The organism is Lentzea xerophila, assembly GCF_051094245.1.
GTDB classification, from domain to species: domain Bacteria; phylum Actinomycetota; class Actinomycetes; order Mycobacteriales; family Pseudonocardiaceae; genus Lentzea; species Lentzea xerophila.
In genome coordinates, this window is sequence record NZ_CP194934.1 from 8,855,291 (window position 1) to 8,877,097 (window position 21,807).

The 21,807-nt window shown below is 69.9% G+C and carries 24 protein-coding genes; 17 read left to right on the forward strand and 7 right to left on the reverse strand.

What is annotated here, in order from left to right; translation table 11 throughout:
* Positions 1 to 8 precede the first annotated feature (8 nt).
* The 3 genes from hemL to ACRSBM_RS42690 are packed head-to-tail and all read left to right on the forward strand — an operon-like array spanning position 9 to position 2,484.
* A complete protein-coding gene (gene hemL / locus ACRSBM_RS42680) occupies positions 9 to 1,304 on the forward strand; it encodes a glutamate-1-semialdehyde 2,1-aminomutase (protein ID WP_434452576.1) in 1,296 nt (431 codons plus the stop codon).
* Positions 1,301 to 1,930, forward strand: coding sequence for a histidine phosphatase family protein (locus ACRSBM_RS42685; protein WP_434452578.1), 630 nt, complete (start codon positions 1,301 to 1,303; stop codon positions 1,928 to 1,930). The genes hemL and ACRSBM_RS42685 overlap by 4 nt, the downstream gene beginning before the upstream one ends.
* Positions 1,927 to 2,484, forward strand: coding sequence for a TlpA family protein disulfide reductase (locus tag ACRSBM_RS42690; protein WP_434452579.1), 558 nt, complete (start codon positions 1,927 to 1,929; stop codon positions 2,482 to 2,484). Before ACRSBM_RS42685 ends, ACRSBM_RS42690 begins: the two co-directional genes overlap by 4 nt.
* A 15-nt stretch (positions 2,485 to 2,499) precedes the next feature.
* Here the strand turns inward: ACRSBM_RS42690 and ACRSBM_RS42695 are convergent, their stop codons facing one another.
* Entirely contained in the window at positions 2,500 to 3,483 is a 984-nt protein-coding gene (locus tag ACRSBM_RS42695; RefSeq protein ID WP_434452582.1) for a M64 family metallopeptidase, read from the reverse strand.
* Positions 3,484 to 3,612: 129 nt separating this feature from the next.
* Between ACRSBM_RS42695 and ACRSBM_RS42700 the strand changes: the two genes are divergently transcribed.
* The 4 genes from ACRSBM_RS42700 (at position 3,613) to ACRSBM_RS42715 (ending at position 8,288) form a co-directional block, all read left to right on the forward strand.
* Positions 3,613 to 4,389, forward strand: a complete 777-nt coding sequence (locus ACRSBM_RS42700) for a cytochrome c biogenesis CcdA family protein (RefSeq protein ID WP_434452584.1) — start codon at positions 3,613 to 3,615, stop codon at positions 4,387 to 4,389.
* A gap of 41 nt (positions 4,390 to 4,430) precedes the next feature.
* Positions 4,431 to 5,906, forward strand: coding sequence for a cytochrome c biogenesis protein ResB (gene resB, locus ACRSBM_RS42705; RefSeq protein ID WP_434453480.1), 1,476 nt, complete (start codon positions 4,431 to 4,433; stop codon positions 5,904 to 5,906).
* Positions 5,906 to 6,823: a c-type cytochrome biogenesis protein CcsB gene (gene ccsB, locus ACRSBM_RS42710; protein WP_434452586.1), complete on the forward strand. Its 918-nt coding sequence runs from the start codon at positions 5,906 to 5,908 to the stop codon at positions 6,821 to 6,823. Before resB ends, ccsB begins: the two co-directional genes overlap by 1 nt.
* A gap of 103 nt (positions 6,824 to 6,926) precedes the next feature.
* On the forward strand, positions 6,927 to 8,288 hold the full coding sequence (locus tag ACRSBM_RS42715; RefSeq protein WP_434452587.1) for an AAA family ATPase: 1,362 nt from the start codon (positions 6,927 to 6,929) through the stop codon (positions 8,286 to 8,288).
* Positions 8,289 to 8,343: 55 nt separating this feature from the next.
* Here ACRSBM_RS42715 and ACRSBM_RS42720 read toward each other — a convergent pair whose 3' ends face one another.
* Both ACRSBM_RS42720 and ACRSBM_RS42725 read right to left on the reverse strand, forming a co-directional pair.
* A complete protein-coding gene (locus ACRSBM_RS42720; protein ID WP_090046371.1) occupies positions 8,344 to 8,511 on the reverse strand; it encodes a hypothetical protein in 168 nt (55 codons plus the stop codon).
* Positions 8,512 to 8,568: 57 nt separating this feature from the next.
* The gene (locus ACRSBM_RS42725; RefSeq protein WP_434452589.1) at positions 8,569 to 8,775 is read right to left on the reverse strand and encodes a BldC family transcriptional regulator; all 207 of its coding nucleotides are present in this window, start codon (positions 8,773 to 8,775) and stop codon (positions 8,569 to 8,571) included.
* 361 nt (positions 8,776 to 9,136) lie between these two features.
* Between ACRSBM_RS42725 and ACRSBM_RS42730 the strand changes: the two genes are divergently transcribed.
* The 9 genes from ACRSBM_RS42730 to ACRSBM_RS42770 are packed head-to-tail and all read left to right on the forward strand — an operon-like array spanning position 9,137 to position 16,137.
* Positions 9,137 to 9,601, forward strand: coding sequence for an Lrp/AsnC family transcriptional regulator (locus ACRSBM_RS42730; RefSeq protein WP_434452591.1), 465 nt, complete (start codon positions 9,137 to 9,139; stop codon positions 9,599 to 9,601).
* Positions 9,602 to 9,605: 4 nt separating this feature from the next.
* Positions 9,606 to 9,875 carry a DUF4229 domain-containing protein gene (locus ACRSBM_RS42735; protein ID WP_434452593.1) on the forward strand — a complete coding sequence of 90 codons (270 nt, stop codon included), beginning with the start codon at positions 9,606 to 9,608 and terminating at the stop codon, positions 9,873 to 9,875.
* 26 nt (positions 9,876 to 9,901) lie between these two features.
* Positions 9,902 to 10,990: a PLP-dependent cysteine synthase family protein gene (locus ACRSBM_RS42740; RefSeq protein ID WP_434452594.1), complete on the forward strand. Its 1,089-nt coding sequence runs from the start codon at positions 9,902 to 9,904 to the stop codon at positions 10,988 to 10,990.
* A gap of 55 nt (positions 10,991 to 11,045) precedes the next feature.
* Positions 11,046 to 11,351, forward strand: coding sequence for a hypothetical protein (locus ACRSBM_RS42745; RefSeq protein WP_434452596.1), 306 nt, complete (start codon positions 11,046 to 11,048; stop codon positions 11,349 to 11,351).
* A complete protein-coding gene (locus ACRSBM_RS42750; protein WP_434452598.1) occupies positions 11,348 to 13,894 on the forward strand; it encodes a hypothetical protein in 2,547 nt (848 codons plus the stop codon). Before ACRSBM_RS42745 ends, ACRSBM_RS42750 begins: the two co-directional genes overlap by 4 nt.
* Positions 13,894 to 14,310, forward strand: coding sequence for a hypothetical protein (locus ACRSBM_RS42755; RefSeq protein ID WP_434452601.1), 417 nt, complete (start codon positions 13,894 to 13,896; stop codon positions 14,308 to 14,310). Before ACRSBM_RS42750 ends, ACRSBM_RS42755 begins: the two co-directional genes overlap by 1 nt.
* Complete coding sequence (locus tag ACRSBM_RS42760; RefSeq protein ID WP_434452603.1) at positions 14,307 to 15,284, forward strand: hypothetical protein; 978 nt, start codon at positions 14,307 to 14,309, stop codon at positions 15,282 to 15,284. Before ACRSBM_RS42755 ends, ACRSBM_RS42760 begins: the two co-directional genes overlap by 4 nt.
* Positions 15,284 to 15,736 (forward strand): glycosyltransferase, encoded by a 453-nt coding sequence (locus ACRSBM_RS42765; RefSeq protein ID WP_434452605.1) that lies wholly within the window; start codon positions 15,284 to 15,286, stop codon positions 15,734 to 15,736. The genes ACRSBM_RS42760 and ACRSBM_RS42765 overlap by 1 nt, the downstream gene beginning before the upstream one ends.
* Positions 15,736 to 16,137: a hypothetical protein gene (locus ACRSBM_RS42770; protein WP_434452607.1), complete on the forward strand. Its 402-nt coding sequence runs from the start codon at positions 15,736 to 15,738 to the stop codon at positions 16,135 to 16,137. The genes ACRSBM_RS42765 and ACRSBM_RS42770 overlap by 1 nt, the downstream gene beginning before the upstream one ends.
* Here ACRSBM_RS42770 and ACRSBM_RS42775 read toward each other — a convergent pair whose 3' ends face one another.
* From ACRSBM_RS42775 to ACRSBM_RS42790, 4 genes are all read right to left on the reverse strand, one after another.
* The gene (locus ACRSBM_RS42775; protein ID WP_434452609.1) at positions 16,138 to 17,010 is read right to left on the reverse strand and encodes a 1,4-dihydroxy-2-naphthoate polyprenyltransferase; all 873 of its coding nucleotides are present in this window, start codon (positions 17,008 to 17,010) and stop codon (positions 16,138 to 16,140) included.
* Positions 17,011 to 17,056: 46 nt separating this feature from the next.
* Positions 17,057 to 18,151, reverse strand: a complete 1,095-nt coding sequence (locus ACRSBM_RS42780; RefSeq protein WP_434452611.1) for a hypothetical protein — start codon at positions 18,149 to 18,151, stop codon at positions 17,057 to 17,059.
* A gap of 77 nt (positions 18,152 to 18,228) precedes the next feature.
* Positions 18,229 to 19,260, reverse strand: coding sequence for an o-succinylbenzoate--CoA ligase (gene menE, locus ACRSBM_RS42785; protein ID WP_434452613.1), 1,032 nt, complete (start codon positions 19,258 to 19,260; stop codon positions 18,229 to 18,231).
* Between the two features lie 10 nt (positions 19,261 to 19,270).
* Positions 19,271 to 20,173 (reverse strand): 1,4-dihydroxy-2-naphthoyl-CoA synthase, encoded by a 903-nt coding sequence (locus ACRSBM_RS42790; protein WP_434452615.1) that lies wholly within the window; start codon positions 20,171 to 20,173, stop codon positions 19,271 to 19,273.
* Between the two features lie 19 nt (positions 20,174 to 20,192).
* Between ACRSBM_RS42790 and menD the strand changes: the two genes are divergently transcribed.
* Complete coding sequence (gene menD / locus ACRSBM_RS42795) at positions 20,193 to 21,764, forward strand: 2-succinyl-5-enolpyruvyl-6-hydroxy-3-cyclohexene-1-carboxylic-acid synthase (RefSeq protein ID WP_434452617.1); 1,572 nt, start codon at positions 20,193 to 20,195, stop codon at positions 21,762 to 21,764.
* Positions 21,765 to 21,807 lie beyond the last annotated feature (43 nt).

Sequence of the window (21,807 nt, forward strand, 5' to 3'; positions counted from 1 at the left end):
TGGGGTACGTGACTGCGAGTCGATCCCAGGCCCTGTTCGAGCGCGCGTCGACGCTGACCCCCGGCGGGGTCAACTCTCCGGTGCGGGCGTTCCACTCCGTCGGCGGCACCCCGCGCTTCATGGTGCGCGGCGAGGGTCCGCACCTGTGGGACGCGGACGGCAACCGGTACGTCGACCTGGTGTCGTCGTGGGGGCCGATGATCCTCGGGCACGCCCACCCGACCGTGGTCGAGGCGGTCCAGAAGGCGGCGTCGTCCGGCCTGTCGTTCGGCACGCCCACCGAGGGTGAGATCGACCTCGCCGCCGAGATCATCGACCGCGTCGAGCCGGTCCGCCAGGTCCGCCTGGTCAACTCGGGCACCGAGGCCACGATGAGCGCGATCCGCCTCGCGCGCGGCTTCACCGAGCGACGCAAGGTCATCAAGTTCGCCGGCTGCTACCACGGTCACGTCGACGCGCTGCTGGCCCAGGCCGGCTCCGGCGTCGCGACCCTGGGCCTGCCGAGCTCGCCCGGCGTCACGGGCGCGCAGGCCGAGGACACGATCGTGCTGCCGTACAACGACATCGAGGCCGTGCGGGCGGCGTTCGCGGAGAACCCCGGCGAGATCGCCTGCGTGATCACCGAGGCCGCGGCGGGCAACATGGGCGCGGTCGCGCCCGGCGCCGACTTCAACGCGGGCCTGCGCGAGCTCTGCGACGCCGACGGCGCGTTGCTGATCATGGACGAGGTCATGACGGGCTTCCGCGTCTCGCGCGCCGGCTGGTACGGCCTGGAGCGCGTGAAGGGCGACCTCTACACGTTCGGCAAGGTCATGTCCGGTGGCCTGCCCGCGGCGGCGTTCGGCGGCCGCGCGGACGTCATGGCGCGCCTGGCCCCGTCCGGCCCGGTCTACCAGGCGGGAACGCTGTCCGGTAACCCCGTCGCCGTCGCCGCCGGCCTGGCCACGTTGCGCGCGGCCGACGACGAGGTCTACACGGCCCTGAACCGCAACGCCACGCGCCTCGGCGCGCTGTTCACCGCCTCGCTGACCGAGGCCGGTGTCGAGCACCGCGTGCAGTTCGCCGGGAACCTGGTGAGCGTGTTCTTCGGTTCTTCCGAGGTGAAGGACTACGCGGGCGCGCAGGCGTGTGAGACGTGGCGCTTCCCGCCGTTCTTCCACGCTCTGCTGGAACGAGGCGTCTACGCCCCGCCGTCGGCGTTCGAGGCATGGTTCGTGAACGCCGCCATGGGCGAAGAGGAGTTCGCCGTGATCGCCGACGCGCTGCCGCACGCGGCCCGTGCCGCCAAGGAGGCCCGCAAGTGACCCGCACCGTCGTCCATCTGCTCCGCCACGGTGAGGTGCACAACCCGACGGGCATCCTGTACGGCCGGATCCCCGGCTTCAAGCTGTCCGAGCGCGGCCAGAAGCAGGCGCTGACCGTCGCCGAGCACCTGGCGGACCACGACATCGCGCACGTCGTCGCGTCGCCTTTGGACCGTGCACAGCAGACGGCCGCGCCCGTCGCCGACTCGCACCGCCTGGAGCTCGCGACCGACGAGCGGCTGATCGAGGCCGACAACCAGTTCGAGGGGCTGAAGGTCTCGGTCGGCGACGGTGCCCTGCGCTCGCCGCAGCACTGGTCGAAGCTCGTGAACCCGTTCCGGCCCTCGTGGGGTGAGCCGTACCTCGAGATCGCCCACCGGATGCTGGGCGCGGTGCAGAAGGCTCGTGCCGCCGCCGAGGGGCACGAGGCCGTCTGCGTGTCGCACCAGCTGCCGATCTGGACCGTGCGCCGGTTCCTGGAGGGCAAGCGGATGTGGCACGACCCGCGCCGTCGTGAGTGCTCGCTGGCCTCGCTGACGTCGTTGATCTTCGAGGGTGAGCAGCTGGTGCGGATCTCCTACACGGAGCCGGTCGGCGCGACGAACCCGCGGGTGACCGGCGCATGAAGCGGTTCTTGGTCCTGCTGCTGTTGCTCGCCGGCTGCACCACCGGCAAGGACGCCGCGCAGATCGGTGCCGGTGACTTCTACCTGGTCGCACCGGGTGGGCAGGTCAAGATCCGGTACGCGCCCGCGGAACGCAAGGAGCTCAAGGGCCTCGAGGGCGAGTCCCTGATGGAGGACGGGAAGACCGTCCGGCTCTCCGACTACGCGGGCAAGCCCGTCGTGATCAACGTCTGGGGCGCGTGGTGCGGTCCGTGCCGCACCGAGGCCCCGGAGATGCAGAAGGTCTTCGACGCCGGGACCCAGGTGCTCGGCGTGGACGTCAAGGAGACGTCCAAGGAGCACCCGCAGGACTTCATGCGGAGCCGGTCGCTGACCTACCCGTCCATCTACGACGCCTCGTCGCGCAGCTTCATCAACGTGTTCAAGGGGATTCCGGCCAACACGGTGCCGTCGACGTTCATCGTGGACAAGAACCACAAGGTGGCGGCGGTGTTCCTGGTGCCCGTGCTGGCCTCCGACCTGCAACCGGTGCTGGACGACCTGGCCAAGGAATGACGAAGCCGTCCGCGGTCACGGCGCGGGCGGCGCCGTGGTGTCCAACGACGGGATCTTGGCCTTGAAGGCCTTGATCATGGCGTCCCTGCCGATCGAGTTGAACTCCTTGCCGAGGGTGCGCATGATCGAGTTCGTGGTGGGCCGGTAGAGGCCGTACTTGTAGTAGCGCGCGCCCTCGACCGGTGCGATCACGCCGCCGTCCGGGGAGGGCTGGCCCAGGTACTCGCCCCACTTCGCGCCGGTCGGGTCCTTGGTCACGTTGATCTCGCGCGGCTCGGTGCCGGTGTAGGTCTCGTAGGGGTAGTCGTACTCGTCGGCCAGGCCGCCGATCGAGTGGCCGAGTTCGTGGATCGCGATCTGGCCCGCCTGGGCGTTCGAGCCGGCGGCGGTGGCCACCGAACCGCCCGCGCCGCCGTACTTCGTGGTGTTGCCGAGGGCGATCACCTGGTCGGCCTGCGGGGCCAGTGCCGCGAACTCCTTGGCCCTGGTCTCGTTGACGCACAGCAGGCGTTCGGTGTTGGCGTCCCGGCCCTGGCACCAGAAACCCATGTCCAGCGCGGTGTCCTTGAGCACGCCCTTGGTCGGGTCGTGGTCCACACCGGACTCGGTGGAGACGACGTCGACCTGCCAGACGTTGAAGTAGGCCTTGTAGGTGGCGAACGGCTCGACGGCCGAGAGCTCCTCCCACTTGCTCTTCACGTTGGCGGTGTAGGTCGCCAGGTCGTCGGTCGTGTAGCCGTCGCCGACGAAAACGAGGTCGAAGGCATCGGACGGGTCGCGGTCACCGAAGACCCTGGTCACCTCGGCCGCGGCCAGGGCACGCACGTCCGCCGACTTCTCGGCCGGTGCCTTCGGCGTGAGGGCCTGCGTGATGGAGCCGTCCTCGTGGAAGACCTCGCGCCATTCCATGGCCGGTGCGGCGCCACCGGCCGGTACCTGCGCGAACAGAGCCAACGCGGTGACGGTGAGCGCCGGGAGGACCAGCCGGGAACGATGCATGTGTTGACGCTAAGCAACCGTGATGTCACCCACAAGCTGCAATCGTCGGTACTTCCGGCTCAGTCCCGGCTGACGCTAAAAGGGACACCGGTGGTCACGTGATCCGGGCAACTACCTACCCTGAGGTGTGTGAACCCCACCGATCTGGCGATCTCCGGGCCGTTGCTGCTGGCCACCGGGGTCGCTCTGCTCGCCGGGTTCATCTCCTTCGCCTCACCCTGCGTGGTCCCCCTCGTTCCCGGTTACCTCGCCTACCTGGCCGGACTGGTCGGTGCCGAGGCGCCGCGGGTCGAGGCGAACGAGCCCGCGAAGGCCGGTCGGCTGCGGGTCGCAGGGGCTTCGCTGCTGTTCGTCGCCGGGTTCACCGTCGTCTTCGTGCTGGCCTCGATGACCATCCTCGGCGCCACGGACGCGTTGCTGCTCAACGCCGATCTGTTCCAGCGCATCGGCGGCGTCGTCACCATACTGATGGGACTGGTGTTCATCGGTCTCGTTCCGGCGCTGCAGAAGGACGTCCGGTTCCACACCAGGCCCAGGACGGGGCTCATCGGGGCGCCGCTGCTGGGCGCGGTGTTCGCACTCGGGTGGACGCCGTGCCTCGGCCCGACCCTGGCGGGCGTGCTCGCCGTCGCCCGCAGCACCGAGGTCGGGTCGTCGACGGTGCGCGGGGCCGTGCTGGTCCTGGCCTACTGCCTGGGGCTCGGACTGCCGTTCGTGGTGCTCGCGCTCGGGGCGCGGTGGGCGCTGGGCGTGACGAAGTGGCTGCGCACGCACGCGCGGCAGGTCCAGATCTTCGGCGGCGTGCTTTTGATCCTGGTCGGGATCGCGCTGGTCACCGGGCTGTGGGCCGAGTTCGTCGGGTGGCTGCGCTACTCGTTCGTCGACGTCGTGGAGTTGCCGCTCTAGTGATCGCCTTCCTGCGCAACACGTGGCGCGGCCTCACCTCGATGAGGACCGCGCTGACCTTGCTGTTCCTGCTCGCGCTCGCGGCGATGCCCGGCGCGTTGCTGCCGCAGCTGTCGTTGAACGCGGCCAAGGTCGACGAGTACATCGCCCAGCACGGCTGGTGGGGCGAGCTGCTGCTCGAACTCGGCTTCTTCGAGGTCTACGCCACGCCGTGGTTCGCCGCGATCTACCTGCTGCTGTTCACGTCCCTCGTCGGGTGCCTGCTGCCCCGCACCTGGGAGTACTTCAAGCAGATGCGCGCGAAGCCGGTGCTGACGCCGCGCAACCTCTCACGCATGCCGCACCACGCCCAGGCTGAGCTCGACGTGACGGCGGACGAGGCCGTCGAGCGGGCGCGGACGACCCTGCGCGGCTGGCGGACGGACACCGGTGAGGGCACGGTCAGCGCCGAGCGCGGGTTCCTGCGCGAGACCGGCAACCTGGTCTTCCACTTCGCGTTGCTGGGCCTGCTGGTGTCGTTCGCGCTGGGCAAGATGTTCAGCTACGAGGGCCAGGTCATCGTCCAGGCCAACGGCGGCCAGTTCTGCAACGGCGGCATCTTCAACTACGACTCGTTCCGGCCGGGGCTGCAGGTCGACGGCACGGACCTCACGCCGTTCTGCGTCGAGATCGGCAAGTTCTCCGCGGAGTACCTGGAGAACGGCCAGCCCGTCGGCTACCAGGCGGACATCCGCTACCAGTCGGGCGAGGACCTCGCCACGAACACGTGGCAGCCGTACAACCTGCAGGTCAACCACCCGCTGCGGACCGGCGGCGACCGCGTCTACCTGCTCGGCCACGGCTACACGCCGACGTTCACCGTGACGTTCCCCAACGGCGAGAAGCGCACGCAGGGCATCCAGTGGCTGCCGAGCGACCAGCTCACGCTCGCCTCGGAGGGCGCGACGAAGTTCGACCCGCCGGGCATCACGGACTCCGAGACGCGGCGCAAGAACCAGATCGCCGTCACCGGGCTGCTGGCGCCGACGCCGTTGCTGCACGGAAGCATCCTGAACTCGAAGTTCCCCGCGCTGAACAACCCGATGGTCGCGGTCGACGTGTACCGCGGCGACCTCGGCGTGGACGACGGCCGCGGCCAGTCGATCTTCTCGATCGACATGAAGATGGTCGAGCAGGGCCGGTTGCAGAAGGTCGCGCGCAAGAACCTCGCGCTGGGCGAGGAGATCGCGCTCGACGACGGCACCAAGGTGCGCTTCGACTCCGTGAGCGACTGGGTGTCATTGCAGGTCTCGCACGACCCGACCCAGGGGTACGTGCTCGCGTTCGCCATCCTGATCATCCTCGGCCTGGGGGTCTCGCTGACCGTCAAGCGCCGCAGGGTGTGGGTGCGTGCGACCCCTCTTCCCGACGGGCGTACGTTGGTCGAGGTCGGCGGGCTCGCCCGTACTGACCAGGCAGGATACGGCGAGGAGTTCACGCGGCTAGCCCGCGCGGTGCTGAACGAGGAGAAGTCCTGATGCCGGTCAACGAGACCCTCGCGACCTACAGCGACTGGCTGTACCGCAGCGCGCTGGGTGTCTACCTCTTCGCGATCATGCTCTACGCGGTCGAGCAGGCTTTCTCGCGTGCCCCGCGCAAGGCGGAAGCGCTGGTCGGCGCCGGCGCGCCGGGCGTACTCCAGGACGAGCCGAAGAGCGCGCCGACGAGGTCGGAGCGCTTCGGCCGCATGGGTGCCGCGCTGACGATCCTCGGCGCGTTGCTGCACCTCGGGTCGTTGGTGATGCGCGGCCTGTCCGCCGGGCGCGCGCCCTGGGGCAACATGTACGAGTACATGTCGCTGCTGTGCCTCGCCGCGGTGGTGACGTGGATCGTGCTGATGGCGAAGTTCCCGATCCGCCGCCTCGGCGCGTTCGTGCTGACGCCGATCTGGATCCTGCTGTTCCTCGGCGGCACCGTCCTCTACGCCGAGTCCGCGCCCGTCCAGCCGGCGCTGCGGTCGTACTGGCTCGTGATCCACGTGTCGGTGATCTCGATCTCGTCCGGCGTGCTGCTGATCCCCGGCGTCACGTCGCTCCTCTACCTGCTCAAGGACGGCAAGGCCGACCGCTTCCCCAAGCTCCCGTCCGCCGACGTGCTCGACCGGATGTCGTACCGGACCACCGTGCTGGCGTTCCCGCTGTTCACCGCGGGCATCATCTGCGGCGCGATCTGGGCGGAGGCCGCGTGGGGCCGGTTCTGGGGCTGGGACCCCAAGGAGACGGTGGCGTTCGTCTCGTGGGTGGTCTACGCGGCGTACCTGCACGCGCGCGCGACGGCCGGTTGGCGTGGCCGTGGGGCCGCCTGGATCAACGTCGCGGGCTTCGCGCTGAACGTGTTCAACCTGTTCTTCATCAACTTGGTCACTACCGGGTTGCATTCGTACGCAGGTCTCTAACGAGTTGAGCCCCCAGGTCGATGGAACCGCCGGTGGTTGCGTACCGTCGCAACCTGGGGGTCGGGGAAGTCCTGGTCCAGCTTGTTCAGGGAGGGCCACAGCGGTGAACTGGCAGCAATCACCGGGTGAGGAACAGGGCTCCGGTCCGCAGTACGTCGACCCGCAGGCGGCGGCCTACCTCGACCCGCAGCAGTCCGGTCCGCAGCACGTCAGCGGCGGCCAGTCCGGCCCGTACCACGTGAGCGGCACCCAGTCGGGGGCGTACCAGGTGCCCGGCAACGCCTCAGGTCCCTACCAGGTCCCCGGCAACGCCTCGGGCCCGTACCAGGTCCCGGGCAACGCCTCGGGCCCGTACCAGGTCCCCGGCGCGCAGTCCGGGCCGTACCAGGTGGGCGGCGGCCAATCGGGTGCTCATCCGGTGACCGGCGGCCAGTCCGGGCCGTACAACGTGGGCGGCGGTCAGTCCGGACCGCAGAACACGGCGCAGTACGGGCAGTTCGCCGGCGCGCAGTTCCCGAACAACTTCCCGCAGCAGGAGTACCGCTCCCAGGCGCAGGAGGTGTCGTCGCAGCAGCTGATCAAGAAGGAGAAGCGGCCGCCGACGTCGGGCTGGCGCAAGTCGCTGCACTCGCTCACCGGTGGCGCCGTCAACCTCGGCGAGAGCCCTGCCGACGTGCGCCGGCGTGAGCTGATCGTGCGGATCAACCAGCCGCTGCGCGGGTGCTACAAGATCGCGATGCTGTCGCTCAAGGGCGGCGTCGGCAAGACCACGACGACCACGACGCTGGGCTCGACGTTCTCGTCGCTGCGCGGCGACCGGGTGATCGCCGTCGACGCGAACCCCGACCGCGGCACGCTGGCGTTGAAGATCCCGCGGGAGACCACGGCGACCGTGCGGCACCTGCTGCGCGACGCCCCGCGGATCACCAAGTACAGCGACGTGCGCGCGTACACCTCACAGTCGCCCGCGCGCCTCGAGGTGCTGGCGTCCGAGCAGGACCCGGCGGTGTCGGAGGCGTTCAGCGAGGACGACTACCGGCGCACGGTGGCGTTGCTGGAGCACTTCTACAACATCGTCCTGACCGACTGCGGCACCGGCCTGATGCACTCCGCGATGAAGGGCGTGCTGGACGAGGCGGACTCGCTGGTCCTGGTGTCGTCCGGCTCGGTCGACGGCGCGCAGACGTCGGCGGCGACGCTCGACTGGCTGGAGGCGCACGGCTACCGCGACCTGGTCGCGAAGTCCGTCTGCGTGATCAACTCGGTGCGCCCGAAGTCGGGCAAGGTCGACCTCGACAAGCTCGCCGCCCACTTCCAGCAGCGCTGCCGTGCCGTGGTCCGCCTGCCGTTCGACGAGCACCTCGAAGAAGGCGCCGAGATCGCGCTGGACCAGCTCGCGCCGGAGACCCGGCTCGCGCTGCTGGAACTCGCCGCGGTCGTCGCGGACGACTTCCCACACGCCTGAGCGGGTAGGCGACTGCGACGGAAAGGGGTCCTGCGATTCAGGGCCCCTTTTCCGTTCACTCCTCGCGCTTGCGCTGCTCGTCGAGCTTGCGCAGGAACTCCGGGTCGTCGTCGGGTGCGATCACCTTGCGGCCTGGGGTGTACTCCGAGTGCTGCGGGGCGAACGCTCGCCACACGAGCACAGCCACGGTGAGCGCACCGATCACTGCCAGCAGGTAGATCATCTGGTCGCCACCTCCCTTTGCCACGAGATTACCCGTGACACAGGGATAACTACGGTTTCAGTGCCGAACGGGTTCAGTTGCCTCGGTGGTCAGCTCCGACAGCAGCGCCTTCACCTCGGCCTCACGGAACCTGCGGTGTCCTCCAGGCGTGCGGATCGACCCGATCCGACCGGCGGTGGCCCATCGGGTCACGGTCTTCGGGTCGACCCGGAACAGATTGGCGACTTCCCCGGGCGTCAACAGGCGCTCAGTGGCTGCAGTCACTCGTCCTCCTCAGATCAGACGTTCTGGTCTGATCGTGGCATCTGACCCATCAGGTACTCGAACGCTTGTTTTTTGGTAAAGAGGTAGTAAGGGACGACTGTCGCGTTTCGGACAGTGTTCATGGCGCTCGCTGTACTCGCGCGGCGAGTTCGCCGGGAAGTCGGACAGTGCTTGTTGGCCGCTGCTTCGCAGGCGGCGGCGAGTTCGCCGGGAAGTCGGTCATCCGGCCACCGCTTCGCCACGGATTGGGCTTCGCCGAATCCGCGACGAAGAGGCGACCGGACGACCGACGCGAACTCGCGAGCCTTTGGCGAGCTGTCCGCCGCCATCTGCGCAGCGGCGGGCCTATACGCTGTCGCGGGTGGATGCTCTTGATCGCCAGATCATCGCCGCCTTGCGCGCCAACGGCAGGGCCACGTACGCCGATCTCGGCAGGCAGGTCGGCCTGTCCGCGTCCGCCGTGCACGAGCGGGTCGGCAAGCTCGAGGCCAGCGGCGTCATCGTCGGCTACCACGCGGTCGTCGACCCCAGCGCGGTCGGCCTGGGCGTCACCGCGCTGATCGGCATCCACCCCACCGACATCGCGGACGACAACGAGGTCGCGGACGCGTTGAGCGAGCTCATCGAGGTCGAGTCCTGCTACCGGGTGGCGGGAGACGAGTCGTTCATCGTCAAGGTCAGGGTCGCCACGGTGGACGATCTGGAGCGCTCGCTCGGGCGGTTGCGGCGCATCCACGGGGTGGCCCGGACGCGCACGACCGTGGTGCTCTCCACGCGCTTCGAAGGACGCCCGAACACCGGTGACGAGGAAGGCGACGTAACCTGAACGGGTGCTCGCTCGTGATGTGACGCTCTACGTCCTCGCCCGCCTCGGTCTCGTCGCGGTGGTGACGGGCGCACTCCTGTTGTTCAAGGTTCCTTTGCTGCCGGCGCTCGCGGTCGGCGTGGTCGTCGCGCTGCCGGCGTCGTTGTTCATCTTCAAGGGGCTGCGGCAGCGGGTGGCGGCCGGGCTGAACGCGCAGCAGGCGGTGCGCAGGGCCGAGCGCGACAAGCTGCGGTCCGAGCTGCGTGGTGACGAAGGTCCTGTCACCCAGGCGTGACGGCCCGGCGCGGTTATCGTGCCGCTGTGAGTACCTCCGTTGACCGCGTTTGCAGCAGGACCAGGCACTGGGTGTGCGAGGCCGTCGGGATCATCGAGGCGGATGCGAACCGCAGCGCGGACACGCACCTGCTGCGCTACCCGCTGCCACTCGAATGGGGCATCGACCTCTACCTGAAGGACGAGTCGACGCACCCCACGGGCTCGTTGAAGCACCGGCTGGCGCGGTCTCTGTTCCTCTACGCGATCTGCAACGGCTGGATCACCGGTGGCACGCCCGTGATCGAGGCGTCCTCGGGGTCGACGGCGGTGTCCGAGGCGTACTTCGCGCGGCTGCTGGGGCTGCCGTTCATCGCGGTGATGCCCCGTTCGACCTCGGCGGAGAAGGTCGCGTTGATCGAGCGGCACGGCGGCAGGTGCCACTTCATCGACGAGCCGTCGGCGCTCTACGACGAGTCGCGGCGGCTGGCGGCCGAGCTCGGCGGGCACTTCATGGACCAGTTCACGCACGCCGAGCGCGCCACGGACTGGCGGGGCAACAACAACATCGCCGAGTCGATCTTCGACCAGATGAAGCTGGAGCCGTCGCCGCAGCCCGACTGGATCGTCGTGGGCGCCGGCACGGGCGGCACGTCGGCCACGATCGGCCGCTACATCCACTACCAGAAGCTGAACACCCGGCTCGCCGTCGTCGACCCCGAGCACTCGGTGTTCTTCGACGCGTGGCGTGACGGCAACCCCGACCTGGTGGGTACGCGTGGTTCGGGCATCGAGGGCATCGGGCGGCCACGGGTGGAGCCGTCGTTCATCGGTCAGGTGATCGACCGGATGATCAAGGTGCCGGACGCGGCGTCCATCGCGACCATCCGGTACGTGGAGGACCTGCTCGGACGGCGGGTCGGTGGCTCGACCGGTACGAACCTGTGGGGAGCGTTCCAGATCATCGCCGAGATGCGGCAGTCCCGTACGCGCGGAAGCGTCGTGACTCTGCTGTGTGACGGCGGCGAGCGTTACGCGAACACCTACTACGACGACACATGGGTAACCGCGCAAGGCATGCACCTCGACCCGTGCCTTGAACGGCTCAACAACTTCCATCGCACGGGGAACTGGTGACGAGAGCAGTGCGTCACAGCGTGACCTGAGCACCTGAGTCCGCAGGGGGGACGCTGTGTCGTCGCTGTTCACCGACGCGGCCGAGTTGCGCGCGTACGCCGAGTACCTGCGCACCGAGGCCCAAGAGTTCGAGACGATCCGCAAGTACGTCCATGTCACGGCGTGCGACAAGGCGGGCTTCACGGGCCTGCTCTCGTTGTTGCAGCCGGGCGTGGACATCGTGCGGGCGCTGTTCGACGAGACGCTCGACTTCGGCAAGTCCAAGCTCGAGGGCGCGGCGACGGCGGTGGACGCGACGGCCAAGGTCTACGAGGACCTCGACGCCGCTCAGCGACGGATCTTCGAGGGGCTGCTGAAGTGACGACGACGGCATACGGGTCCCCGCGCCCGGTCACCGCCTCCCTCAAGCAGCCGGAGGTCGACAGGGCCTCGCTCAACGACGTCCTGCAGGACCAGGGCTGGGGCGTCCAGGCGGTCAACTGGGTGTTCGAGGCCGTGACCGGCGAGAGCCTGGTCGCCACGATCATCACGCCGATCACCGGCGACTGGTCGAAGATCCGTGCCGATGGCGACGCGTGGCGCATGGTCGGCAACGCGATGAACGACGTCTCGTACAACCTCACCGACGCCGTGGGCAAGGTGCGCGACCACTGGGACGGCGACGCGGCGCGCGCGCACGAGCGGTACATCGCGCTGGGCTGGAAGGCGGGCCTGCTCGCCGAGATGGGCGTCGCCCAGCTGATCGCGAAGGGCTTCGACACCGTCGCGTCCGGCGCCGAGGCCCTGGGCAAGCAGGCCGCGCGCCTGCTCGACTACCTCGTCAACAAGCTGCTGGAGGCCGCCGCCACCGTCTGGATCCCGGTGGCGGGCTGGATCAAGGCCGCCGAGATGGTCTGGAACGCGTACCAGATCTACCGGCGCGTGATGGACATCATCGAGACGGTCCAGAAGCTCATCTCCGACGTGAAGGCGCTCTTCGACGCCGTCGGCCGCGTCTTCTCGGCCATCGGCAAGCTGAAGGACGCCGACACCCTCGCCGAGGCCATGAACGCCACCCAGGAGGTGGCCGAGGCCGGCCGGGACGTCCGCAACGCCGTCAACGACATCCACGACGACTTCTCGTCCATCAAGGAGTCGGCCACCGAGATCGCCGACCGCGGTCAGGACATCGGCACGAAGGTCCGCGAGATCCACTCCCCGCCTGGCGTCGACGAGGACACCAAACCGGCCGCCGTCTCCGCGGTGGCCCCTGGCGGCGCCCCGGTGGCCGCACCCCCGCCCCTGCCCACCGGCTCGGCCGACACTCCCGCCACCCACACGGCAGCCGCCGCGGGTGGGGCCGTGTCCGCGCCGCCGTCGCCGGGTGCCGGCTCGGGTGGCGGTGGCGGCGGTGTGCCCGCCGGTGGTGGCGGTCACGGTCCGGTGGCTCCTCCGCGCCTCGACACGACCCACGCGGCCGGCGCGGCTCCTGCCGCCGCCCCGCCGTCGTCGTCGCACCAGACGCCCATGGGCGGCGCGATGCCGATGGGTGCCCCCATGGCTCCCGGCGCGGGCGGCGACCAGACCCGCAGTTCGAGCGCCCGCCCCGGCGCCGGTGGTGTCCCGGCCTTCCCGAGCGCGGGCACGCCCGCTGGCCCGCCCAAGGCGCCCAGCGGCCTGCCGACGCCTCCCGGCGCCGGTTCGGGCCTCCCGACCCCGCCCAGCCACGGCACTCCCGCTTCAGGGAACCCGGCTTCGGGTAACTCCGCTTCGGGCGCGCGGCCCAGCCCCGGCCTGCCCACTCCTCCCAGTTCAGGCAACGGCCTGCCGACGCCTCCGAGTTCGGGCAGCAGCCTCCCGTCGGTTCCCGAAAGCCCGAGGCCCACGACGGACCACTCGGCTCCCAGCGGCGCCGACGTCAGGGCACACGATCCCCAGCCGGGTCCCGACCTCACCCCGGCCGGCCACGACCCCGACCCCAGGCCTGCGGACGCCACCCCCAGCCACACCGACCACCCGCCCACCAGCCACACCGACAACCCGCCCACCAGCCACACCGACAACCCGACCCCGAGCCACACCGAGAACGGCGACGCCCCGAGCAGCACCCCGCCGCCCACCGGCCCGGACCTCAAGGGCCACTTCGACGCGTCCGCCATGGCCGCGCAGGGCCAGGGCTACCAGCACCAGCTGGAGCAGATGCTGCCGAACCAGGCCGACCGCGACCGCTACGTCGAGCTGAGCCAGAAGCTGTCCACCGACCTCAGCGCGGACGAGGCCCAGCACGTCGCCGACGTCCGCAACCAGATCAGGGTCGACAGCGGCGACATCGTCACCAAGGCCCTCAACCAGGGCGCGCTCAGCACCTACCTGCCCGACCAGCCGCACGCCGCGGGCAGCAAGCAGGAGACCTGGCAGAACCAGATGGGTGGCTCGATCGCCCGCGGCCAGGACGTGGTCGACGTCAACACGCCGCAGGGGCTGCGCGACGGCCTCGCGCTCGACGACAAGGGCAAGGGCTGGACGCCCATCCCCGAGGGTGCGCAGACCGCGATGCAGCTGCGGTACGAGGTGACCGACCAGAACGCGGCGGCGCACAACGTGCCGTTCGGCGGGCCGAAGAAGGACGTGCCGGACTTCAACCAGTTCGGGCCGCGGCAGGAGAGCGAGTACCAGTCGCCGCAGGAGCAGGCGCACTACGAGGCGTCGCAGAAGCAGATGGCGGCGGCCGGCGGGTCGGCCAAGGTCTACGACGGCTACGACCCGTTCACCGGTACCGGGTACACGATGGGCGGCATGCCGGAGTGGCGCGTCGACGGCGGCACACCGTTGCCTGATCGTGCCGAGATCTGGCAGGTGAACGCGGACGGAACTGAGAAACTGCACGCCGTGTACGACCGCAAGTTCGGCTGGACGAAGCTCTGATGACCCAGTACTCCCAGGAGATGGCCGAGTACCGGGGCGAGGTCTACTTCGCGGGCAGCGAGGGCAACGACGTCTGGATCCGCAAGGTTCCGGGCGTCACCTACGCCAACGCCGAGGGCTTCCAGACCTACGGCGACCGTGAGCTCAAGACGGTCGCCGTGACCGACCTCGACGCCTGGTACGTCGAGACCTGCACGGCGACCTGGCGTGGGCAGCCGTTCACCATCGTCAGGATCCAGGACGGCAAGGCGGAGGCCGGGTACGCGGGCGGCGAGTACGTCTGGGCGGCCCAGAACGGCCTCGAAGGCGACCAGTACAACGGCTACACGGCCACGCTCGACGTCGACGAGCTCGCGAACGTGCAGGTCGACCGCACCGACTTCCTGGCGCGGTGGAAGGAGAAGAACCCGGGATGAGCACCCCTCAGGCCGTGCGCAAGGCGGCCGGCATCGGGCCGGAGACGATCCTGCAGAAGATCGTGCACCCCGCGATCGCGCAGCTCTACCTGGGCAACGTCGTGGTGCCCGGCAAGTTCGAGCCGCACCGCGCGGCCGGGTTCGTGACGCGCGGCCAGGACTTCCCGCAGGGCACCTCCGAGGAGTTCGCGGAGGCGTTCGGCGTCGACAAGGTCGCGGACTGGCCGAAGGGCACGCAGTACCTGCTGCGCTTCCTGGCGCACACCACGGAGATCTTCGACACCAGTTTCGGCGGGCCGACGCTCGACGGCGCGCGGAAGATGGGCACGACCCGCGTCTACCCGGTTCCGTTCACCGGCACCGGCTACACCCCGAGCGCCAACCCGATCCCCGAGTACGTCATGGAGCTCACCGAGCTCCCGGCGGGCACGGAACTGTGGCGGTTCGAGCCGGACGGCCAGGGACGCAGCGTCGGCAAGTACGTGCACCGCCAGACCGGCTGGATCCCGACGGGTGACGTCCCCTTCGGTCCCGGAAGGTACTGGCAGGCACCGGTTCCGCACCGGCCGACCGTTCGGCGTGGACTGATCGGCAGGTACCGCGGCCAGGACTTCGACGTCGACTTCGGACCCGCGCCCGGCTCCGTTCTGCTGCACCCGCTCGCCGGGCAGCCCGCGCCACCGGACTTCACCGAGGCCCGGTTCCTCGAGGTGCCGGACGCGGCCGTCGAGGACCTCAAGCTGGTCCGCACGCTCTGCACGTACCGGGGTGCGGAGTTCGAGATCGTCGGTGTCCTCGGCGAGCAGGCCGTGCTGCACTTCATCGGCGAGAACCACGAGACGGCCCAGGAACTCGGTCTGTCCGAAGTGGACTTCCGGCAGTGGCGCACCATCGCCCAGCGCACCGAGGTGAACGACATCCGCGGCGACGCCCGGCCGATCCAGCGCGGCCTCTTCGGCAGGGAGAACTCCTGATGACCACCCCGAACGACGGCTGGAAGCCCGCGGAGCTGCGGGCGGCCGAGGCACAGGTCGACGCGCGCTTCAAGGAGGCGCAGGACCTCGCGAACCGCCTCAAGGACACGCCGCTGCCGCCGGTCCCGCCGATCGACTTCAAGGCGATCGCCCAGCAGGTCGAGCGGGCGGCGCAGGACAAGGACGCCCCAGAACAGCTCAAGGCCCTCAAGCGCAAGGTGGACGCGGGCGAGTTCACCTGGGAGGACGTCGTCTCGGGCAAGGCGGCGCAGGACCCGGACGTGCAGGCCATGCAGCAGGAGAACGTCCAGAAGATGAAGCAGGCGTTCCAGATGCTGCAGGAGGGCCTGACCCCGGAAGAGATCATGAACGCCCAGGACCCGCGCAGGAACCGGGGTGGCGACGACGATGACGAGAACGCCCCGGACATCTTCACGGAGGACAAGTGGTGATGACGGCCTGGCGGACATCGGACATCCTCGCGGCGGAGGACTTCCTCACCAGCACCGTCGCCGACGCGGAACGCGCGATGCGGACCGCCCAGCAGGGGCTCAAGGGCAGGGAGCCGTCCACTGAGGACATTCGCAGGGTGATGCAGTTCGCCAGGTCCGGCGAGGCCTCACCCGCGATGCGCCAGCTCGCCGACCGCATCGCCCGCGGCGCCGGCCTGAGCTGGCGTCAGGTCCTCACCGGCGAGGCCGGCCACGACCCGCTGGTGCGCCAGGCACTCGACGCCGACCGCGCGAGGCTCGACGAGCTGATCAAGGGTGAGACGGCCCCGCCGCCCGCCCCGCGCAGGCCCGCGCGGACGGACGACGACGAGCCGACTCAGTTCACCGAGGACGCCTGGTGATCAGTCGAGGACCAGGCCGGCGCTGACCAGGACCGCCCAGGCGAGCATCGCGATCCCGGTGAACTGCAGCACCGGGATCAGGTCACGCCCGCCACGTCCGGCCGCCACCCGGCGCACGGCGGGCAGCAACACGGGCGCCGCAAGGAATCCGAGCAACGCGTAGGGCACCCGCACGGTCATGCCCAGTGCGATCAGGAACGGCACCGCCACCAGCGCCAGGTACAGCCGGCGGGTGTCCTTGTCGCCCAGCACCACGGCCAGGGTCCGCTTGCCCGACACCGCGTCCGTCGGGATGTCGCGCAGGTTGTTCGCCACCAGCACCGCGGCCGAGATCGACCCTATCGCGATGGACGCCCCGATGCCGATGCCGGTGATCTCACCGCTCTGGACGTACAGCGTGCCCAGCACCGCGGCCGGGCCGAAGAAGAGGAACACCGCGATCTCGCCGAGACCCGCGTAGCCGTACGGACGCTTGCCGCCCGTGTAGAACCACGCTCCCAGCATGCACACGGCACCGAACCCGAGCAGCCACCAATAACCCGACAGCACCACCAGCACGAGTCCCGCCACCGCGCCGACGCCGAGCGAGACGAACGCCGCCAGCCGCACCTTCGACGCCTCGGCCGCACCGGAACCGGTCAGCCGGAACGGCCCCACCCGGTTGTCGTCGGTGCCGCGAATGCCGTCGGAGTAGTCGTTGGCGAAGTTCACACCGATCTGGAACGCCACTGAGACGACCAGCGCGAGCACCGTGTAGAGCGCGTTGAACTCGTCGATGTGGTGCGCCGCGGCCGCGCCCACGACCACCGGTGCGATCGAGTTCGGCAGCGTGCGCGGGCGGGTCCCCTGGATCCACTGGACGACTGAGGCCATGCCTCCATCCTCCGCCATGCCCACTGAGGACCCGCCAACCGGGCTGTCAGCAGCTACTCGCTCCGGAGACGCCCGCCACGTACGCCTTCGCGATGTGCTTGCCGGAAGCGATGCGGTACCAGACATTCGAGGTGCCCTGCGTGCCCGCCACCGACTCGCCCGTGAGCTGGCACGTCACCCTGACCTGGGCGTAGTTCGCGGCCAGACCCACCTGCGAGGACGAGGAGTTCGCGCCGCTGCGGACGTTCACCGTGCCGTTGGCCGCGGACGTGCGCACCGTCCCGACAGGACCGGAGCCGGTCCACAGGTACGTCACGGTCACCCAGGCGTTCGTGGTCAGCTTGAGGCCGTCCCAGAACGTGCCGTCGGCGAGGTCGATGCCCGCCGGGTTCGCGACCTCGCGCCCGAACTGGTCCTTGCCGCCGTTGTAGTTGTCCTGGTACGCGGCCTGCGCCTCGGGCTTGCCCTGCGGCAGGTCCTTCCACATCTCCCTGGTGGAGGACGGGTTCCAGTAGTCGTCCTTGGTGTTCCATGGGCCGACGTCCCACACGGGCGCCCACTCGCAACGGCCGTTGGACGCGCACACCTGCACGCTGTAGTTGCCGGAGTTCCTGCCCGCCAGGCCACGCCGCGACGGCAGCGCGACGAAGTGGTCGCGGGAACGGATCACGTGCCCGTTCGCGGTGGTGCCGCCGACGAGACCTTCGCGCGTCGCGTACACCCGGTACGAACGTCCAGCCGCGGCAACGGAGACGTCGTCCGCGGCGGCGGGCACCTGCGAGGCCGTCAGCTTCACCCGCTTCGCCTTGCCGCTGCCGAGCACCACGCGCGTCTGGACGGTGGACGTCGTCACCGGCAACGTGGCCGGCGCCTCCAGCCACTCGGTCCACTGGCCGTCCGGACGCAGGCCGCGCACGTCGACGACACCATCGCCGGTCACCACCGCGGTGACCGCGTTGGCGGGCCGGGCGAGCCGGTGCGAACCGAGCTCGATCAGGCCCACCTGGGGAGAACCGCCCCACGAGACGGCGTGACCGCTGACGTCGGCCGTCCACTCGTTCGACGCGGCCTCCGCCCGGGCGGGACTCGCGAGGCCGGCCACCAACGCGGCACCGGCGACCAGCGGTAACAGGTAGCGCATGAGAAACTCCCATCGCCAACGCGCGCGGTCAGGGTTCCGCGCGCTTCGCGGCGAGAGTCGTCCTCAGCGGTAAAGGTTCACCTAAATTGACGGGCGACGGCGGTCCTGTCGACCTTGCCCGGCCCGCGCAACGGCAGCTCGGACACGAACCGCACCTGCTTCGGCACCGCCGCCCGGCCCACGGCCTCCGCGACGGCAGCCCGCAGGTCGTCGACCGAAGGCTTCTCACCGCGCGCCACGACAGCGGCCACGACCACCTGGCCCCACTCGTCGTCCGGCACGCCGACGACACAGGCCTCCAGCACGCCCTCAACGGTCGCCAGAGCCCGTTCCACCAGCACCGGAGGCACCTTCTCGCCGCCCGTGACGATCACGTCGTCCGCGCGGCCCAGCACCTCCAGCCGCCCGTCGCGCAGCCTGCCGAGGTCCCCGGTCCGGAACCAGTCGCCGAACGGGTCCGCGCTGCCGCGATACCCCAGCGCCAGCACCGGCCCGCTGATCTCGATCACGTCGTCGGTGCGCAGCCCGACGTCCCGCAGCGGCTCACCGTCGTACACACACCCACCGGCCGTCTCGCTCATGCCGTACGTCGTGACGACCTGCACGCCGAGCGCGCGCGCCTGGTGCAGGAGCTTCGGCGGGGTGGCGGCCCCGCCGATCAGCACCCCGTCGAACTGCCGCAGCGCCTCCAGCCCCGGCCCCTCGCCCACGACGAGCCGCGAGAGCTGTGTGGGCACCAACGCGGTGTAGTGGCGTCCCGGCTGGGCCAGCACCGGCCGCGCGGCCCGCGCGAAGCCCATCGCGCGGAAGCCCTTGGACATGTCCAGGACTCCGGGCGTGGTGCCGGCGACGATCGACCGCACCAGCACCTGCATCCCGGCGATGTGGCCGGTGGGCAACGCCAGCAGCCACGTTCCGGGGCCGCCGAGCCGCTCGTGGGTCGCCTCGGCGGACGTCGTCAACGCGTCCGCGTCGAGCAGCACGGTCTTCGGCTCGCCCGTCGACCCGGAGGTGGGCACGCCGAGCACGGCCTGCTTCTCCCAGCCGTCCAGCGGGCCGTTGACCAGCGGTTCTCCGCCGCTCAGAGCCGCGCGCAGTTCGTCGAGCATGGGCACCTGCTCAGAAGTAGTACGGGTAGTTCGACCAGTCCGGGGCGCGCTTCTCCAGGAAGGAGTCCCTGCCCTCGACGGCCTCGTCGGTCATGTACGCGAGCCGCGTCGTCTCACCGGCGAAGATCTGCTGGCCGACCAGACCGTCGTCGATCAGGTTGAACGAGTACTTCAGCATCCGCTGGGCGGTCGGCGACTTGCCGTTGATCTCGCGCGCCCACTGCAGCGCCGTGGTCTCGAGCTCGGCGTGCGGCACGACCTCGTTGACCGCGCCCATCTTGTACATGTCCTCGGCGGAGTACGTGCGGCCGAGGAAGAAGATCTCGCGGGCGAACTTCTGCCCGACCTGGCGCGCGAGGTAGGCCGAGCCGTAGCCGCCGTCGAACGAGCCGACGTCGGCGTCCGTCTGCTTGAACTTCGCGTGCTCGGCGCTCGCGATCGTGAGGTCGCACACCACATGAAGACTGTGCCCGCCACCCGCGGCCCAGCCGGGCACGACGGCGATGACGACCTTGGGCATGAACCTGATCAGCCGCTGGCACTCCAGGATGTGCAGCCGCCCCGCGCGCGCCGGGTCCACGGTCTCCGCCGTCTCACCGGAGGCGTACTGGTAGCCGCTGCGCCCACGAATCCGCTGGTCACCGCCACTGCAGAAGGCCCAGCCGCCGTCCTTGGGGCTGGGGCCGTTGCCGGTGATCAGCACACATCCGACATCGGACGACATCCGCGCGTGGTCGAGCGCCCGGTACAGCTCGTCCACCGTGTGCGGCCGGAACGCGTTGCGCACCTCGGGCCGGTTGAACGCGATGCGGACCGTGCCCTGGTCAAGCGCGCGGTGGTACGTGATGTCGGTGAAGTCGAAGCCCTCAATCGGCTTCCACAGCGACGGGTCGAAGAGCTCCTGATCTGCCACGGTCTGAGACTCTAGGCGCATGAATCCGTCCACGTCGCAGGCGAGGGTGATCGTCGACGAACTGGTCCGCAACGGCGTCCGCCACGCCGTGCTGTGCCCCGGTTCACGCAACGCCCCGCTGTCGTTCGCGCTGCACCAGGCCGAGCAGAACGGCCTGCTCACGGTGCACGTGCGCATCGACGAACGCAGCGCCGGGTTCCTCGCGCTCGGGCTCGCCAAGACGGGCACGCCCGCCGTCGTCACCTGCACGAGCGGCACGGCCGTGGCGAACCTGCACCCCGCCGTGATCGAGGCGCGGCTGACCGGCGTCCCGCTGATCGCGCTGACGGCCGACCGCCCGGTCGACCTCTACCGCGCCGGCGCCAGCCAGACGATCGACCAGTACGACCTGCTCGGCATTCCGACCCTGCACATGCCGGAGGCCGCCGACGCGCCGACCACGCGTTCGCTGATCTGCCGCGCGATCGCGACGCCCGGCCCGACCCACGTCAACGTGCCGTTCCGGCCGCCGCTCACCCCGGACGACACGTCATGGCCGTCCTCCGACCGGATCCCGTGGACCCGGACCGACCGCACGTTCACCGTCGAGACCCGGCCGTCCGACCTGCCCGCCCGCACGCTGGTGCTGCTCGGCGACGACCGCCCGGAGCGGCTGGCTCAGGCCGCGGGCCTCGGCTGGCCGGTGATCGCGGAGCCGACCGCGCCCGGCGGCCTGCGGCACGGGTCGTTGCTGCTCAACGCGGGCCTGCCGGAACACCTGCGGCCCGACGCCGTGCTGGTCGTGGGCCGCGTGACGCTGTCGAGAGGCCAGCAGGCCGTCCTGAAGGACACACCGGTCGTGCACGCCGTTGGTGGGCAGGCGCAGTGGCCGGACACGCAGTTCAACGCCACGCACGCGTCGACGTGGCTGCCCGAGCCCGCGGCGCTCGACGGCGAGTGGACGCAGGCGTGGCAGACCGCGGTGAAGAGCGTCAGCGTGGCCGTCGACGACCTCCTGGACGCCGAGCCGTGGCCCACCGGCCTGCACGTCGCCCGTGACCTGACCCAGGCGATGCCGCCGGGTTCGCTGCTGTTCGTGGGGTCGTCCAACCCGATCCGCGACATCGACGTCGCCGGCGAGCGGCGGCCGGACATCACCGTGCACGCCAACCGGGGTGCCGCGGGCATCGACGGGAACGTGTCCACGGCGCTCGGGCTCGCTGTGGTGCACGATGGCCCCGCGTACGCGCTGATGGGCGACCTGACGTTCCTGCACGACAGCAACGGCCTGCTCGCCGACCACCGTCCGGACCTGACGATCGTCGTGCTCAACGACGACGGCGGCGGGATCTTTTCGTTGCTCGAACAAGGCGCGCCGGAGTACGGCGGTAGTTTCGAGAGGATTTTCGGCACCCCACAAGGGACGGACCTGACCGCTTTGTGCGCGGGTTACCGAATTCCGCACTCCAAAGTGGACGGCCAGGAGGAGTTCCGTAGCGCGATTGCGTCGCCGAAGGGCCTCCAAGTGGTCGAAGTGCAGGCAAAACGCGACGAACTGCGCGCGCTGCACCAACGCCTCCGGTCCACTGTGTCAATCGTTTTCAGCAGATAGGAAACATACGTAAGTCGGTGGCTCGCCCATGATCCTATGGATA